At 46.7% G+C, this 15,854-nt stretch carries 17 protein-coding genes and 1 pseudogene; 4 read left to right on the forward strand and 14 right to left on the reverse strand.

All coding sequences use genetic code 11. The annotated features are described in order from the left end of the window. Positions 1-49: 49 nt before the first annotated feature. From ACH9UM_RS07575 to ACH9UM_RS07640, 14 genes and pseudogenes are all read right to left on the reverse strand, one after another. Positions 50-241 (reverse strand): hypothetical protein, encoded by a 192-nt coding sequence (locus tag ACH9UM_RS07575; protein ID WP_009243195.1) that lies wholly within the window; start codon positions 239-241, stop codon positions 50-52. Between the two features lie 221 nt (positions 242-462). After that, a complete protein-coding gene (locus ACH9UM_RS07580; RefSeq protein WP_009243196.1) occupies positions 463-1,143 on the reverse strand; it encodes a hypothetical protein in 681 nt (226 codons plus the stop codon). Then, positions 1,130-1,486, reverse strand: a complete 357-nt coding sequence (locus ACH9UM_RS07585) for an MmcQ/YjbR family DNA-binding protein (protein ID WP_009243197.1) — start codon at positions 1,484-1,486, stop codon at positions 1,130-1,132. Before ACH9UM_RS07585 ends, ACH9UM_RS07580 begins: the two co-directional genes overlap by 14 nt. A gap of 59 nt (positions 1,487-1,545) precedes the next feature. After that, a complete protein-coding gene (locus ACH9UM_RS07590; protein ID WP_009243198.1) occupies positions 1,546-2,097 on the reverse strand; it encodes a hypothetical protein in 552 nt (183 codons plus the stop codon). A gap of 30 nt (positions 2,098-2,127) precedes the next feature. Beyond that, positions 2,128-2,844, reverse strand: a complete 717-nt coding sequence (locus ACH9UM_RS07595) for an AAA family ATPase (RefSeq protein ID WP_009319910.1) — start codon at positions 2,842-2,844, stop codon at positions 2,128-2,130. A 140-nt stretch (positions 2,845-2,984) separates the two neighbouring features. Further along, positions 2,985-4,679 carry a CHAP domain-containing protein gene (locus tag ACH9UM_RS07600; protein WP_044929327.1) on the reverse strand — a complete coding sequence of 565 codons (1,695 nt, stop codon included), beginning with the start codon at positions 4,677-4,679 and terminating at the stop codon, positions 2,985-2,987. Between the two features lie 22 nt (positions 4,680-4,701). Further along, positions 4,702-5,049 carry a hypothetical protein gene (locus ACH9UM_RS07605; RefSeq protein ID WP_009319912.1) on the reverse strand — a complete coding sequence of 116 codons (348 nt, stop codon included), beginning with the start codon at positions 5,047-5,049 and terminating at the stop codon, positions 4,702-4,704. A gap of 30 nt (positions 5,050-5,079) precedes the next feature. Next, a pseudogene (locus ACH9UM_RS07610) lies at positions 5,080-5,877 on the reverse strand (DUF6674 family protein). A gap of 72 nt (positions 5,878-5,949) precedes the next feature. Beyond that, complete coding sequence (locus ACH9UM_RS07615) at positions 5,950-8,280, reverse strand: VirB4-like conjugal transfer ATPase, CD1110 family (protein ID WP_400091052.1); 2,331 nt, start codon at positions 8,278-8,280, stop codon at positions 5,950-5,952. Continuing rightward, entirely contained in the window at positions 8,273-8,719 is a 447-nt protein-coding gene (locus tag ACH9UM_RS07620) for a PrgI family protein (protein ID WP_009243202.1), read from the reverse strand. The genes ACH9UM_RS07615 and ACH9UM_RS07620 overlap by 8 nt, the downstream gene beginning before the upstream one ends. A gap of 6 nt (positions 8,720-8,725) precedes the next feature. Beyond that, the gene (locus tag ACH9UM_RS07625) at positions 8,726-9,196 is read right to left on the reverse strand and encodes a DUF4313 domain-containing protein (RefSeq protein ID WP_009243203.1); all 471 of its coding nucleotides are present in this window, start codon (positions 9,194-9,196) and stop codon (positions 8,726-8,728) included. A gap of 12 nt (positions 9,197-9,208) precedes the next feature. Continuing rightward, positions 9,209-10,048, reverse strand: coding sequence for a hypothetical protein (locus ACH9UM_RS07630; RefSeq protein WP_009243204.1), 840 nt, complete (start codon positions 10,046-10,048; stop codon positions 9,209-9,211). A 63-nt stretch (positions 10,049-10,111) separates the two neighbouring features. Continuing rightward, positions 10,112-10,480 carry a hypothetical protein gene (locus tag ACH9UM_RS07635; RefSeq protein ID WP_009321377.1) on the reverse strand — a complete coding sequence of 123 codons (369 nt, stop codon included), beginning with the start codon at positions 10,478-10,480 and terminating at the stop codon, positions 10,112-10,114. Positions 10,481-10,488: 8 nt separating this feature from the next. After that, positions 10,489-10,722, reverse strand: coding sequence for a hypothetical protein (locus tag ACH9UM_RS07640; RefSeq protein ID WP_044929331.1), 234 nt, complete (start codon positions 10,720-10,722; stop codon positions 10,489-10,491). Positions 10,723-11,117: 395 nt separating this feature from the next. Between ACH9UM_RS07640 and ACH9UM_RS07645 the strand changes: the two genes are divergently transcribed. The 4 genes from ACH9UM_RS07645 (at position 11,118) to ACH9UM_RS07660 (ending at position 15,847) form a co-directional block, all read left to right on the forward strand. Continuing rightward, a complete protein-coding gene (locus tag ACH9UM_RS07645) occupies positions 11,118-11,414 on the forward strand; it encodes a cysteine-rich small domain-containing protein (RefSeq protein WP_173019868.1) in 297 nt (98 codons plus the stop codon). After that, entirely contained in the window at positions 11,411-12,319 is a 909-nt protein-coding gene (locus tag ACH9UM_RS07650) for a LysR family transcriptional regulator (RefSeq protein ID WP_009243207.1), read from the forward strand. The genes ACH9UM_RS07645 and ACH9UM_RS07650 overlap by 4 nt, the downstream gene beginning before the upstream one ends. Positions 12,320-12,444: 125 nt before the next feature. After that, on the forward strand, positions 12,445-14,727 hold the full coding sequence (gene metE, locus ACH9UM_RS07655; protein WP_009243208.1) for a 5-methyltetrahydropteroyltriglutamate--homocysteine S-methyltransferase: 2,283 nt from the start codon (positions 12,445-12,447) through the stop codon (positions 14,725-14,727). A 1-nt stretch (position 14,728) separates the two neighbouring features. Further along, positions 14,729-15,847 carry a 5-methyltetrahydropteroyltriglutamate--homocysteine S-methyltransferase gene (locus tag ACH9UM_RS07660; RefSeq protein ID WP_009243209.1) on the forward strand — a complete coding sequence of 373 codons (1,119 nt, stop codon included), beginning with the start codon at positions 14,729-14,731 and terminating at the stop codon, positions 15,845-15,847. The last annotated feature ends 7 nt before the right edge of the window (positions 15,848-15,854 follow it).

Here is a 15,854-nt window from a genome sequence, read left to right on the forward strand (position 1 = left end):
CTTAATATGGCATAAATCATTCGAACCACAGTTTAAGATACAATAAAGATTAGATCCATCCAAAAAGCAATGACATTGGAAAAGCAAAAACAATTGTAATCGCACAAACAGCACATAACACGATCAAAGGCATTCCTACAAAGATGGAAAAAAATCCAAGTACAGGATGATGCCACAAAAATTTTTCTGCACGAACTTCAAAATCATATTCACACTTTTTAATCGCTTTTATAATACTCACATCATTCACCTCATTTCCTTTTGCATATCAAGAATACCTCAGAATATATTAAATAGGGGAAAGCATATTTCCTTTTATATTAAAATTCCATAAGAAATAGAAAATGCTGCTCCCGAAGTGGTCCAAGAGATTGTTGGAGTACTAACAAAGCATCAAAAAAGAGCTGTTCACTAATTTCTTAGCTTGCAGCTCTTGGTTTCCTTACAAAATCACGTATTCACTTATTCATCTGCTTCACCTGAAATCTCTGATTCTTCTCCTTCGCTCTCCGTCGAATCATCTTCTGATTCCATTTCATATGAATCTATTTCCTCGGTAGGCTCTGCTGGTTCGTCTGAAATATCTTGTGTATCTGACTCATGTTCCTCAACTTGAGATTCTGGTTCATTTATTGTATCCAGCTCATCTGATTCCTTTGACTCACCAACTTCTTCTAATTTCTCTCCCGAAGCAGATTCTTCTTGTTCCTCATTCCTTTCTTTTTGCGGTTCTAAAATATCCTCATTCTGCTCGTCATCACGATCCGCATTCTCTTCTTTTTCAAGATCATCCGCATCTTCGTAATCAGATAACTTTTGCTGAATCATTTCTTTTAATGCTTGATCTGTCATAGAGCAAGGATTCTTTTCCAGCAATTCCAATACTTCTTCTTCCGTGGCTTCATTTACCACTTTATGGAAATTCTCTCCAGCTAATATCTGCTCCGCCAAATAAATTCCCAAACTCTTGCCTGCTTTTTTCGCATTTTCAACATCCTCTTTATCGCCTGCTAAATAAAGCAAATGATCTGTACCAAATGTTTTTTCCAGGCGTCTCTGTAATGCTGCACGTTCTTCTTCAGATTCATCCTCCAAAAAGGCATATCCCACAATAATAGTTTCTTTTTTATCAGCTTCTATCAATTAAATCGTAACTCATATCCAAAAAATCTAAAATCTTCGCTTCACTTACAGTTCCGTCCATCAGCATCGTAATCCAATGTTCCTTATTCATATGATATCCTGGAAGAAAACCATAGGTCTCTATCAAAACTCCAACCATATCCGGTTCACACTTCACATTAATAATATCTACCGTGCCCTCTCCTTCTAGTTCTAACTTAGATTTTTTAACCTGCATCAACACTGCATACCATTTCCCGTTTTTATGACGAAGTACCGCACTTTCTGGGGATTCTTTCCAAAGATATTCCGGTACTGTTCCATATTGTTTTTTTACATATTCAAATACATCTTTACGATCCATCAGTTTCACTTCCTAATCATACTTATTTATTTTTATATTTTAAAGCACTCCTTTTATTCCTAGAGTTCTACATTTTCTTTTTCATATGTCTGCTTTTCAAACCACTTCTGAAATTCCAAAGCCCACGACTCATAAGAAAATTTCAATGTGTGTTTTTTCCCATCAATATCCTCAAATGTTATATAATAAACTTTTCCTCGTGCATGATCTGCTCTTTCCGTTTCCTCACGGCAGCCAATAATCCGTTTTATGTAACTTCTATGTTCAAGAATAAATCCACCTCTGTCGCAAATCAAATACCAATCTCTTTTCCATTCTGGAAGATGATGATCTGTCCTCTCTTTCCAAAAAATCCCAATCTTATGTTGTTGTTTCCACGCCTTAAATAAACTAACAAATGGGCTTCCATAAGAAACTGGAATTAAAACCGCAAAACAAAAAATAATAATTTTTACTCCTTCTGGATCTGAATGCCTATAAATGAAGACAATCCCGCTAATTGCCACACAGGCAAACAGCAAAATCATAAATATTGGAAATCCTGACCAAAGAAATATTCTGAACAGGGATTCATCATAAATCGTTCTTTCTCCGCCTCGATTATTGTTCATTTTTCTTTTCTCCTCATGCTTATCTTTTTTTCATTCAGAAAGAAGTCTGCGAAGCAACTGTTCTCTATTGTTAATAAACATTTCTGTTACCATATAACTTTCTGTTTCTTCATATTTATACTCATGTATCCCTTCTTCATCAAATGCTATAATCTGGGCTTCTGGAATCCCAAGCAAAATTGGAGAATGTGTAACGATTATAAACTGGGATCCTTGTCTGGCACATGCATGTATTTCCATCAACAATGTCAACTGTCTTTGCGGCGATAATGCCGCCTCTGGCTCATCAAAAAAATACACGCCATTCGGTTTCAGATAATTTTGAGCAAGTGCAAGAAAACTCTCTCCATGTGATTTTTCATGGTATTTTTCTGATGGGTGTTCCCAGTCTGCATATTCTTCCTCTTTTGTCGCCACATTATAAAAACTCTCTGCTCTCAGAAAATATCCCCATTTTGCTTGACGGTATCCCTTTACAACACGTATAGCTTCATGCAATTGCGAATGGGAATCATATGTGGAAAAAATATAATTCTTTGTCCCACCTTCCGGGTTAAACCCACAGGCAACTGCAAGTGCCTCCAGTAAGGTTGATTTTCCACTTCCGTTTTCTCCAACAAAAAAAGTAATCGAATTATGAAAAATCAGTTCTTCCAAACCTTTTATCGCATCAATTTCTCTCAAATAACTATTTACTGGAATTTTATTCCAATCTATATGCACTCCCTGTATATACAAATCATTCATCCAAGCACTCCCCCATACAACCACTTTTTATAATACATTTTCTATTCTTAACAGGCAGGGTATTTTCCCTGCCCTCTTTCAAAAGATTATAACATTCTTCCCCATCCTCTACAATCCGATTACTCTCTATTTTTATGTTTTTAATAAACCACCATTCCATATCCCATAATGGAATCGGAACTAATCGAATAGCTTCTCTCCTTTACCGCATCCCCGGAGTTTCCTTCTATGGTATAGACGGTTGTTCCGTCACAGCGTTCCACGATTCCCACATGGTCGCACGTTCCATCATGCTCCCAGTCAAAAAAGATGATCGCACCGGGACTTGGCATACTACCTGCCCCCTGCCATCTTCCTTGGTTTTGAAACCAGTTCTTCCCGTCCGTACAAACAGAAAATTTTGGCACCGCACCGCTTTGAATGAGTCCTGCCTGGTCTGCACACCAGGACACGAAACAGGCACACCATTCTTGTCGCTCTGTGAATCCCCACCACGACCAGAACTTCTGGCCGCCTTCGTTCCCCAACTGGCTTTTCGCAATGGTCACAAGCTGCCCATTTCCAAAAAGTCCGGCAAACAATCCCCCGCCAGAATAATACCGAAGCACATGGGGTACATACTCTGGATCGCCATAACCTGACCACCCATGGGCGGCTGCCTGTTCCTGGGAAAACTGCAGCGCATTGGCCTCGCTATAGCCTCCATGGTTTCGGATTGCCCATGAGATATACCCATTCCCGTAATTATAGCCCTGTAAACTAAGTTTTAGCTTGTCCATATCCTGTGGGCTTTCACATCCGGCTTCCCGGACACAATCCGCATAATACTGTACGCCCACCTTGATAGAATAATCGGCATCCTGGATCGCACCGGGCGTATTGGGATACTGGGTATTATACGGACACTCGCTGGCCTGCATGGGATCCGTTCCCCTTCCGCCACTCTCCTGCATCATGATCGCCTGGATGACAGGGACATATTCCGAGATTCCAAATTCCCTGGCATACCGCTGGATCGCCGGGGTATGGGCCAGGACTTCTGCACTCAGCGGCTCGCTGCTCTGGGAACTCCCGATAAACGCAGCACCGCCAATGATCCCCACAATGAGGATCAAGATCACAAATACGGTACCTCCTCCTGCCATCAACGCTGCAAACGCTGCCTTTACTGCATGGGCCGCTGCTTCTGCCATAGCTTTTATCCCTTTTGCTGTTGCCTGTGCTGTCTTTTTGCTTTGCTTGGCTGTCTGGACAGAGCGCATGGCAGCCCGTTTTGCTTCCCTGGCTGCCCTCATGGATTGGAATGCCTGCTTTTTTTGCAAGATTGCCTGGGTTTTCACCTTTTGAGAAGAAACCGGGGAAGCTTTCACCATACGGGGCGCTGTTTTCACTGTCCGGTTTCCGGCCTCCTTGACCGTTTTCTCTGCTTCTGGTTTGATCTTGATGCTCCTTCCGGCTCCTGTGCGCCCTTTCTTTGTTCTTGTCTGTCCAGATGTTCCACCGCTTCCTGTTTCGCTGTCCAACGTGGCTATAACGGCTTCTCTTTGCCTCTGCTCTTTTATCTTCTCATAAGTTTTCACTGCCAGCTTCTTTCCACCATGATAGGCGACAGAAGCGCTTTCCTTTCCAGCCCGCTGTTCCGCCCGTTCTATCCGGTTTCCAGCGTATTCCACCGGAGATTCCTCTCCGGTTTCTCTTCCTACCTTGTCTGCCACCATCCGGGACTTCTCTTTCGTTTCCAGCATGGCAGAACGCACCAGTTCTTTGGGAAGCCGGGAGGCAGGATTGCGGATCTTCGGGTTCTTATCCCGTACCTTCTCTTTGATGTCTTTCAAACACACACCTCCCTGTATCACATTACCGTTCCATACTCTGTTTCTTTTGTCTCTTCTGCTGTTCTTCCAGCTTTTCCAGTTCCCTTACCGCTTCCTGCACCAACGGATGATTGGCATAATAGGGAACATAGGACAATAACTCTTTTCCCTTCTCCCTGGTTGCTAATGGATATTCTCCCTCGTTATACAGCGGATCGTCTGCATGGTGCAGGGAAAACTCCAAAGACGGAACCATCTGAGGGGAACGCTTGCAAAATCTCTGGTAATGCCGGAACGCTTCTTTTAAAGATGTGCATTCGATGCATTCTCCCATTTCATGGAACTCCCCGCACTCCGAAGCAAGAAAGGTAATGGTTGTTTCTTCTTTCATGGCTCTCACCTCCCTTCAGAAAACTCCCCTTTATCGGATCGCTGCCTTCTGTTTTTCTTTTTTCCCAAGCTGACGGGGTGCTGTTTCCTGCCGAAGCTCCTGCAAGGTATCTTTTAAAGATGCCTGTTTTCCTTGTCTCTCTTCCAGCTTCCCGATCTGCTGCTGCAATCGCTCTGTTTTTTGTTCCAGCTTATGGATGCTCCGTATGGATTGGAATAACACCTTCTGGGTTTGAAAGATGATCCCCTGTTCCGGATTTCGCTCTGTGATCTTTGCGGTATCTTTTCCGTTCATTTTCAAAAATGCGTTTTTCAGATGCCCTTTGGCAACGTGCAGTTCCTCCGCCATGCTCCCCAGACGGTCAATCTTCTGATCCATCGACAGCATGACCGTATGTAGGGAAGACTGCAGCTTTTGTAAGCCTTGGGTAAGGTGCATTCCTTTTACCGCAGAGGCAAGGGCATCTTTTCCCTTTTCTTTAAAATCAAAAACTGCCTGTTCTGCCCGTTCCATAAACTTTCGTTTCTATTCTCCCACCTGAAAGCGAAGTGTTTGCACCTGATGTTCTACTTTCTGGATCGTATTCACCGCAAAGAGTTTAACCTTGCTTTCCTGCATCACGCCCAGTTGCTTCTTCATCTCCCCCAGTTCCTTCAAGACGGTTCCGAGCTGCATTTCCATGGAATCGATATGATCTGCCATGCGGATCACATCCCCTTTTTCCTGTTCCATGCCCTGTTGTTCCAAAAGCTCCAGTAACGCCCTGATACTGTCCTGCTCCCGAAGCGGTCCTTTTATTTTTGGAATCTCTACGCTTTTTTCTTCCATCTACATTCCCTCCTTCCCAAAAGGATGCTGCCGAAAAACGTTCAGCAGCACCACACAAAAATATTTTTTTTACTAGCATTCCCCTGGTTTTGTCGTCATCAAGCGGTACAGCTTCGTGTTCTTCGGGAAACTGTTCTCAAATGGCACAAGATTTCCGGAACAGCGGATCAGCCCTTTCCCTGCGCCTACATTGGTGATATAGGATAACTGGTTCTCGGAAATGTTCAAAAGGGCGGCCAGTTCGTCCCGGTCTGTGGTCGCCTGGTTTAAAAGGATTAAAAACTCACTGTTTGCCAGCATCAGTCTTGCCATATCCGATTTCAAAAGTTCCTCCACATTCTGCGTTAAACCTGTGACAAATCCATGGTATTTACGGATCCTCTTGTAGAGCCGGTAGAAAAAGTCCGCACTGTACTGATAGCGGAACAACAGATAAAACTCATCGGCAAAGATCCAGGTAGTCTTTCCTTTCTTCCAGTTTTGGATCACCCGGTTGAAGATGCTGTCCAAGGTGACCAGCATCCCCAGGGGCATGAGCTGCTCTCCCAGTTCCCGGATATCATAGGCAATAATGCGATTCTTCGTATTTACATTGGTTTTCTGAGCGAAGGTGTTCAGGCTTCCGTTAATGAACAACTCCGAAGACAAGGCAAGCCCCCTGGCTTCCTCTTCCGGCTGGAGCATGAGCTGTCGGTACAGATCCTTCAAGGTCGGCACTTCACTTTGGTAACCGCTTCGGATATATTCCCGGTACACATCTGCGGTACAGCGGTCCAGGATGGATTTCTCCTTGGCGGACAGATTTCCAGCACCCACCAACTGTTCAAACAGGGACAGGATAAATTCCGACTTCTCGATCAGTGGATTCTTATCGTTTCCATAGGCAGAATCCATATCCAGTGCGTTCAGATGGGTATGGGACGTTGCAGAAATGGAGATCACTTCCCCGTTCAGCGCTTCCACCAAAGAACCGAATTCCGACTCCGGATCTAAAATAAGGATGTCATCTTCCGTAGACAGGGCAAGGTCCACGATCTCTTCTTTTGCTGAGAAACTCTTTCCTGAACCGCTGACACCCAATCGGAAGGAGTTTCCATTCAATAACTTCCTCCGGTCTGCCACCAGCATATTTTTGCTCACCGCATTCTGCCCATAATAAATACCGCCCGGCTGCATGATCTCCTGAGTATGGAAGGGGATCAGCACTGCGGTGGATTCTGTGGTCAGGGTACGAAGGGCATTGATCTTGCGGATGCCATAAGGCAGTACCGTATTGAGTCCATCCACTTGCTGCCATTTCAAGGTTGCCATCTGACATAAATGCTTTCTTGCCACCGACAGGATGCTCTCCGTATCCGAATCCAACTGTTTCTTGCTGTCTGCCATATGCACCATGGTGAGGATGCCGAACATCATCCGCTGATCCCTGGTGGTCAGGTCATCCAGCATCTCTTTGGTTTCCTTTCTTTGCAGTTCCATATCATAAGGCACAATGGCAGAAAAGTTATTGTTGGCATTCTGGCGTCTCTGCCAGTTGGTCACATTGGTCTCCACGCCAAGCAGACGGTTCTGGATCTCACGCACCGCTTCGTCTGTGGGTACCGGGAGGATATCGATGGACAGCATCAAGTCCCGGCTTAGATCGCACAGCTCCGAGATCATGTCATCCTTGACATAACTGGCATAATCCTGCATATACAGCACCCGCCCGAACCGTTCATTGATCTTGAAGCAGTCTTTGGAAAACTCCATGGACTGGGGACAGATCCAATCCTTGAAGCTGCTCCCCTTTTTGGCAAATGCCTTCATATCGAAAGGAAAGCACTGGGGTTCATCTGCCCGGAAGAAATCTCGGAAGATCTGTAACCTCTGTTCCGCATCCAGTTCTTCCCCAATGGAAGACAGCTTGCTCAGATGGGTTATGATATCCGTTCCCACACGTGCAAAATAAGTCCTTGCCTCATCGATGTTCTTTTTATGGACACTGACCGTCAGATACCGTTCCTGATAGATGCTGTTGTTGGTGCCGCTGACCTTGGATAGCAGCATTTCGTTGTATTCCTTTCGGTATTCATCCAACCCGTCCTCTTTCATCGGCAGAAGCAGGGATGCTTCAAACTCTTCTTTATTGATCCGTCTGTTATTTAAAGTGATCTTTGCCGCCGCGCCGGAATCTAAGGCATTTAACAGCTCACTGTAATCCAAGAACATTTCCGTCTTATCCTCTTTGCTTGCGATGGCATAGTTGATATCGGAAAACCGGAAGGTCTTGGAAAATTTTGTCCCGGACTGGAATACCCCATCCGGCCAGATCCGCTGGATCGGGATGGCCTGTTGGACAGACCTTGGGACTTTGAACTTCTCCCGGTCCATTTTCAATGCCTGTTGTAAGGTTTTAATCAAACGCACCACTCCTTCCCGTTTTCTTTTTCTGTTTCATCCGTTTCTTCTTTGCCCGCTGTTCTCTTTTTTTCATAAGGGCTGCGCCATCCCCTTGAGACTTTTCTCCCAAGGCCAGCGTTTCTTCCATGCAGGCATGGTACAGGTCCTCACTTTGAAACAGCAGGCGCTTGGGGTATAAAAATTCAGACTTGATATACGCCCAAGCAAACTGCTCCGCATTCATGCCATGGTACTGGAAGAAACCACAGGCTGCGAATGGGGCAGCCCCTAAGATGCACAGCCACCCGGTCATCTCCTGTCCCACATACTTTCCCAGGCCAAAATAAATCCCTACCGCCACAGCGATGGCAAGCAGGGAGAAAATACACTGGCGCAGGTTCAGTCCCATAAACATGGACTCCTGATAGTTGCGGATCTCTTTGTTCATTTTTACTTCCATATACTTCTATCTCTCTCTTTCTCTTTTCTTTTTTCCTGTCGATCTCCCTTGGACTTTTTCCTGTTCTTTTGGAATGTCCAACCCCCATTGTCTGCAAAATTCTTCCACCCCTTCCCGGTCATACCGGGAGAGTCTTGAAAGATCAAATGCCACCGGGGTGTAGGTGGCAAATCCTGAACGGGCTTGTCCTGGCAGCACCTTTCCCAGCCTGTTCTCTTGAATGAAGGCCAGCTTATCCCTGGTAAAATCACCGCTTACAAATGCCTCCTGCGTTTTCAGTCCATACCCGCCCGGAAGATTGACCGTCAAGTCACTAAATAATTCCAGCTCCCCTTCACTTTGACTATACATCAAAACCGCAAGCCCATTTCCATAGGCATAGCTGGACACTTTCAGGGTGATCTCTTCCTTACCAAATTCCCAATGGAAAGGCAGTGTATCGCTGCTTTCCTGATTTTCATATATTTCTTTACGCATGGTTCTTTCCTCCTACAATCCCATCATCTCTTTTACGATCCGGTCAGATGCTTTCACCGCACCCACCAGCACCAGCAGGTTGAATACCAATTCCCCTACATAGTTCCACACAATGGTCACTGCACTTAAGGACGTATCCCCAATGGCTGGCGGACTGGCAGAATAGACGGAGAAAATGATACAGGCCAGTGCAATGATCGCCCCTTCCAGACACACCCCTGCATAGGACTTGATGAAGTTCTTCCCCACCGACTGGGAGGGTTCTCCCGCAAAGGTGGAAATGGGGATGGGCGCAATGGCAGTATACATATACAGCTTGAACATCCTTCCATATACCGTAAGGATCATGATAAAAGACAGCACTGTGATCAAAAGGCTTCCCAGCAGCGTCACGATCCACAAGGGGATGGATTCCAGCATCCCTACCGCTTCGATCTTTTCCACGATCTCTGCCGGAAGCTCTGTCACACCCCCGTCTGCCATTCCCGACTGTGCCATGATGGTCGATACGATCCCCTGTACAATGGAAAACAGGGCGGTCATCAATTCCATGCCATACATGATGGCGCCTTGTGCCAGTGCAAACCGGATAAAGGCTTTGAGGGCATGTTCCGGCTTTTTCATGTCTGTAAAGCTGCCACAGGTCTTTACGATCCCGGCTGCAAAAAACAGTACCAAAAGTCCATATCCAATGGCAGTCAGCGCCCCGTTGATCCCGGTGATGACACTCCAGATCGTCCCGCCCTTAAAGGATTCCGGGCTTTGGGTAAGGAGCGTCCAGATTTCTGCCAGCTTCTCATTCCAGGTGTTCAGTGCAGAGTTTAGGTTCTGCACGATCCAGTTATCACTCAAACAGTCTCACCTCCTTTGCCGGGGCAGGAAGATGTCCTCCCTGCCCGCTTCTGTCTCTACCCACTACCCAACGATCAGGTCCAGGATCTCTTTTGCAAAGGTGATGATGACACCGCCTGCCAGCGTCAGAAACCCGTTGGCTCTCTGGCTGGGATCATGGCTCTTTAAGCTCAAACCTACCTGCACCACACCAAATCCCAGTAAGATCAAGCCGATGGCTCGGATCAGGGAGAAGATAAAGGTGGACAGGTTATTGATGACTGACAGGGGATCTCCGGCTGCAAGCACCGGGATACCACCTACCGTCATAGTAAGCACCAGCGCTGCATACGCGGCAAGGGTACGCTTTGGTCCTCTGCCCATAGGCATCGGTGCAGTAGCATGGTTTGCTGTCTGTCTCTTTGGCATTTCATTTCTTTTCTTCAATGGCATTCCTCCAATCAAAAAGACTGCTCCCTGCCGAGGATCTCCCCAGCCGAGAGCAGTTCATAATCATCCAGTCTCCTGGTATCAATGGTTACATCTTCATGGGACAGGGGAGCCTTCGCATAATCATAAGGCGGCGCCCCTCCATCCTCCGTATATTTCACATTCACATGTTTATGCAGATCATATTTCTCATCCAGAATGGGGCGTTCTCCACGCACCAGAAGCACTGCCTTCCGGTTATCCAAAAGGCGTACTTCATCGGGGGTCAAAAGTTCTTTGCCACAATGTCAAGTGATGAATTCAAATTACTTTGAGAATTTGGCACTTACGCATAAAGCAGCACGTGACAACGTTATGTGTTTGGATTATAATGATAGATGAAAATTGAATCATCATATCGCTCCATCCGCAAAGACGGAACATGGAATCGGGTGCAAGTCCCGGCGAGTCGATCACTGTGAAACTTTCCTGAGGGAAAGGTAAGTCAGATACGTGGGAGCGTATGGTGCTTCTGCCGGAACCGGAAGCACGTTTTTTAGGCGCAGGAAGCTGTGCTTTGTTGAGCGTGTCTGTTTGGATGCGCTTTTTTCTTACGGTTCCTATGTATAAAATAAATCCCTTTTTTGCAAGGAGTCTTTTCATGCGTAATCAGTATTGGGAAAATAAGCACTATGCTTATTTCTGCAACCGGGAATGTGAATATTTCCCCTGCCATAAGGGTGCCGACCCGGAAAATTTTAATTGCCTATTCTGCTATTGCCCTCTGTATGTATTGGGAGATCGCTGCGGCGGAAAGTTTGCCTACCTTCCCAACGGATACAAGGACTGCAGCCGCTGTCTGTTTCCCCATCTGCGGGAGAATTATGGTGTAATTACGGAACGCTATGGAGAAATCCTTGCGGCAATTCCATATCCAGATCAGGAGGATGACGAATGACCCTTTTACAACTGAAATACATTGTGACGGTTGCTGCGGCCGGAACGATCAGCGAGGCGGCAAAACAGCTTTATATCGCCCAGCCCAGCCTGACTTCCGCAATCAAGGAACTGGAAAATGAACTGGGAATTACTATTTTCAAACGTACCAATAAAGGCATCCTGCTTTCGGCGGAGGGAGAAGAATTTTTAGGATATGCCCGTCAAGTGATTGAACAGACAAATCTGATTGAAGAACGATACTTAGGGAAGACCCCTGTCAAGCATCAGTTCTGTGTGTCCACGCAGCATTATTCTTTTGCGGTAGAAGCATTTGTTGAGCTTTTGAAACAGTATGGCGGTGAAGAATACGACTTCCGCATCCGTGAAACGCAGACCTATGAGTTGATTGAAGATGTGGCAAAGCTGCGAAGCGAGGTGGGTGTGCTTTACCTTAATAGTTTCAATGAAGCTGTCCTGCGCAAGACCATGCGGGAAAATGATTTGAAATTTCATCGTTTATTTATCGCAAAGCCTCACGTTTTTGTCAGTACGTTCAGTCCTCTGGCAAAGAAGAAAATTGTTGAATTGGATGAGCTGGCAACCTATCCGAGATTGTCCTATGAGCAGGGAGAACACAATTCCTTCTACTTCTCTGAGGAAATTTTAAGTACGTTGGAAAGCAAGAAAGACATTATGGTTTCTGACCGGGCCACGCTGTTCAATCTCCTGATTGGTCTGAACGGGTACACCATTTGCAGCGGCGTTATCAACGAAGAACTAAATGGGAAAAATATTGTTGCTGTCCCCCTTGCTGTGGATGATTACATGGAAATCGGCTACATCACTCACAGCAAGGTCGGACCGGGTAAATTTGGAACTCTGTATATCGAAGCTCTGAAACGATATGCTTCCGCACAGGAATGACAGAACATAAAGTAGCGGTCTGCTATAGATTCAATCTATGGCAAACCGCTGCTTTTCCGTATTTTACAGAACCCTTTCCCGCAGGTATACTGAAAAAGAACGATCATACCCAAGGAGGACACATTATGGACTATTCAATTATTGGATTTCCGCGTATCGGGATCCACCGAGAATTAAAGTTCGCAACAGAAGCGTATTTTCGCAGCGAAATAGATGCCGATGAGTTGAAACGGGTTGTCTCTCAGCAGAGAATGGAGCAGTGGACACGCCAGAGGGACGCAGGTGCCGGCTTTATCCCGTCCAATGATTTTTCCCTTTATGACGGGATGCTGGACACCGCTTATATGCTGAACGCCATTCCAAGGCGGTATGCCGATCTGAGGCTTTCCGATATAGACACATACTTTGCCATGGCCCGTGGGTATCAGGGGGCGCAGGGAGATGTCAAAGCATTTACCATGAAAAAGTGGTTCAATACGAACTACCACTACATGGTACCAGAGCTGGATGATGATATGGAGTTGAAGCTCCGCTCAGATGCTTTTCTGGATGGCTTTCATCAGGCGCGTTCTCTGGGCATTCAGACAAAGCCCGTGGTCGCCGGACCGTTTACCTTTTTGAAGCTGGCCCGCTGTACCGGCAATAAATCCGCCACTGATTTTGTAGATGATATTCTGTTTGCCTATGCAGATATTTTGAAGCGGTGTGGAGAAAACGGCGTGGAATGGCTGCAAGTTGACGAGCCGTATCTGGTCATGGATTTAACAATGGGGGATGTTGCCCTTTTCCGCAAGCTGTACCAAACGCTGCTGGAACAAAAAGGCACAGTGAAGGTGCTGCTCCAAACTTATTTTGGCGATGTGCGGGATTGTTACCGGCAGCTATGTGAACTGCCCTTTGACGGCATTGGCCTTGACTTTGTGGAAGGAAAGCAGACCGCAGCACTTGTAGCAGCAAACGGTTTCCCGAAGGATAAAATCCTGTTTGCGGGACTTGTAAATGGGAAAAACATCTGGCGTACTAATTATAAAGACGTACTGGAGCGAATCGCCGGTTTGAAAAGCTGCTGTGACCACATTGTACTCAGTACATCCTGCTCCCTGCTCCATGTGCCGTATACTGTAAAGAATGAGCCGCAGCTTTCCACCGAAATTATCCGGCATTTTTCCTTTGCGTATGAAAAGCTGGATGAACTGCGTGAGCTTTGCTGCCTGGCTGAACTTGCAGACTATTCCTGTGACCGGCGCTATCTGCAAAATCAGGAACTGTTCCAAACCAGTGAGCTGAGAACCGACACAGAGGTACAGAAACAGGTTGCGGCACTTACTGAATCGGATTTTACCCGCAGGGTGCCCAGAAAGGAACGGCAGGCAACGCAGAAAGAACTGCTGAATCTCCCGCTGCTGCCCACGACAACGATTGGCTCTTTCCCGCAGACAAAGGAAGTCAAGCAGAACCGAACAAAATTCCGAAAAGGCGAAATCAGCGAAGAAGAATACCGAAATAATGCAAAGGGATTCATCCGGGATTGCATCGCTTTACAGGAAAACATTGGTCTGGATGTCTTGGTGCATGGCGAATTTGAACGCAACGACATGGTGGAATTTTTTGGCGAAAATCTGTCTGGTTATGTGTTTACCATAGGCGGTTGGGTACAGTCTTACGGTACACGGGGCGTAAAGCCGCCGATTGTGTTCGGGGACGTCAAACGCAAGAAGTCCATTACTACCGATTATATCCGTTATGCCAATTCCCTGACGGATAAGGATGTGAAGGGAATGCTGACAGGACCAGTCACGATTTTGAACTGGTCGTTCCCCAGAGAAGATATTTCCACGCAGGAGATGATGTATCAGATCGGCCTTGCAATCCGGGAAGAGGTTCTGGAACTGGAAGCTGCAGGCGTCCGTATTATTCAGATTGACGAAGCCGCGCTCCGGGAAAAGCTGCCGCTCCGCCGCGCCGACTGGCATAGCGACTATCTGAACTTTGCGATCAAGGCATTCCGTCTCTGCCACGCAAAGGTAAAACCGGAAACGCAGATTCACACCCATATGTGCTACAGCGAGTTTGAGGACATTATCCCGGAAATCGACGCAATGGACGCCGATGTGATTACCTTTGAGGCGTCCCGTTCCAAACTTACGATTCTGGACAGCCTGATGGCGCATCATTTTGAAACGGAGGTGGGTCCCGGCGTCTACGACATCCATTCCCCCCGCATTCCGAGTGTAGAAGAAATTGAAGCCGCCCTCCGGCTGATGCTGGACAAGATCCCGGCAGATCATTTATGGGTCAACCCAGACTGCGGATTAAAAACCAGAGGGGAAACCGAAACCGTTGCCAGTTTGAAAAATATGGTCCAGGCGGCGAAAAATATAAGAAACGAATGCAAAGGAGACATTTGATATGAGTAATTTATACGCACCGTTCCGTTACGACTACGTGGGCAGCTTTCTTCGTCCGGCAGAACTGAAAAAGGCCCGCGCCGATTATGAAGCAGGAGCCATTACCGCCGATCAGCTCAAAGCTGTGGAGGATCAGTGCATTACCGAACTGGTGGCGAAGCAGAAAGCGGCCGGATACCATGTTATTACTGACGGCGAGTTCCGCCGCGCTACCTGGCATCTGGATTTTATGTGGGGATTCGACGGCGTCGGCCATAAGAAAACGAACACCGGCCTTCCCTTCCACGGAGAGGCGGCGATGATCGATGATACTTTTGTGACCGGCAGGATCGGATTGTCCGGTGAGCATCCCTTTGTGGATCATTTTCGGTATGTGAAGGCGCTGGAGGACGAAAAGACTATAGCAAAACAGACAATCCCCGCCCCTGCTCAGACGCTGGCACAATTCTGGATGCCCTTTGCCAGAAAACACACAGAGGCCTTTTACAGTTCTGCCAAGCCGCTGATGGACGACATTGCACAGGCTTACATTGCTGTACTGCATCAGCTGTACGATGCAGGCTGCAGGAATGTGCAGTTTGACGATTGCACATGGGGAATGCTGGCGGATAAAAATGGACAGGAAATGCACGCCGCAACGAAAGAAGGGCTTTTGGCCGTCCAGAATGCCTATAAAGATATTAACAACCAGGTGATTAACGGAGCGCCAGAGGGGATGAACATCACCACCCATGTCTGCAGGGGCAATTACCATTCAACTTATGCCAGCAGTGGCCCCTATGACTCCGTGGCCGACGTTTTGTTCGGCGAAGAAAATGTAAGTGCCTATTATCTGGAGTTTGATGATGAACGCTCCGGTGGCTTTGCGCCTCTTGCAAAAATCGGAAGCGGACAGAAAGTGGTTCTCGGACTGATTACCACAAAGCAGCCGCAGTTGGAGAATAAAGAGGCCGTGATTGCCCGAATCCATGAAGCTGCAAAGTACATCCCTCTTGACAGGTTGTATCTCAGCCCGCAGTGCGGTTTTGCTTCCTGCGAGATCGGCAATAAGCTGACTGAAGAAGAGCAATGGGCGAAACTGGCGCTGGTTAAAGAGATTGCTGAGGAAGTCTGGGGCTAAATTTTTC

This window comes from Mediterraneibacter torques (assembly GCF_044591705.1).
In the GTDB taxonomy this organism is placed as follows: Bacteria; Bacillota; Clostridia; order Lachnospirales; family Lachnospiraceae; genus Mediterraneibacter; species Mediterraneibacter torques.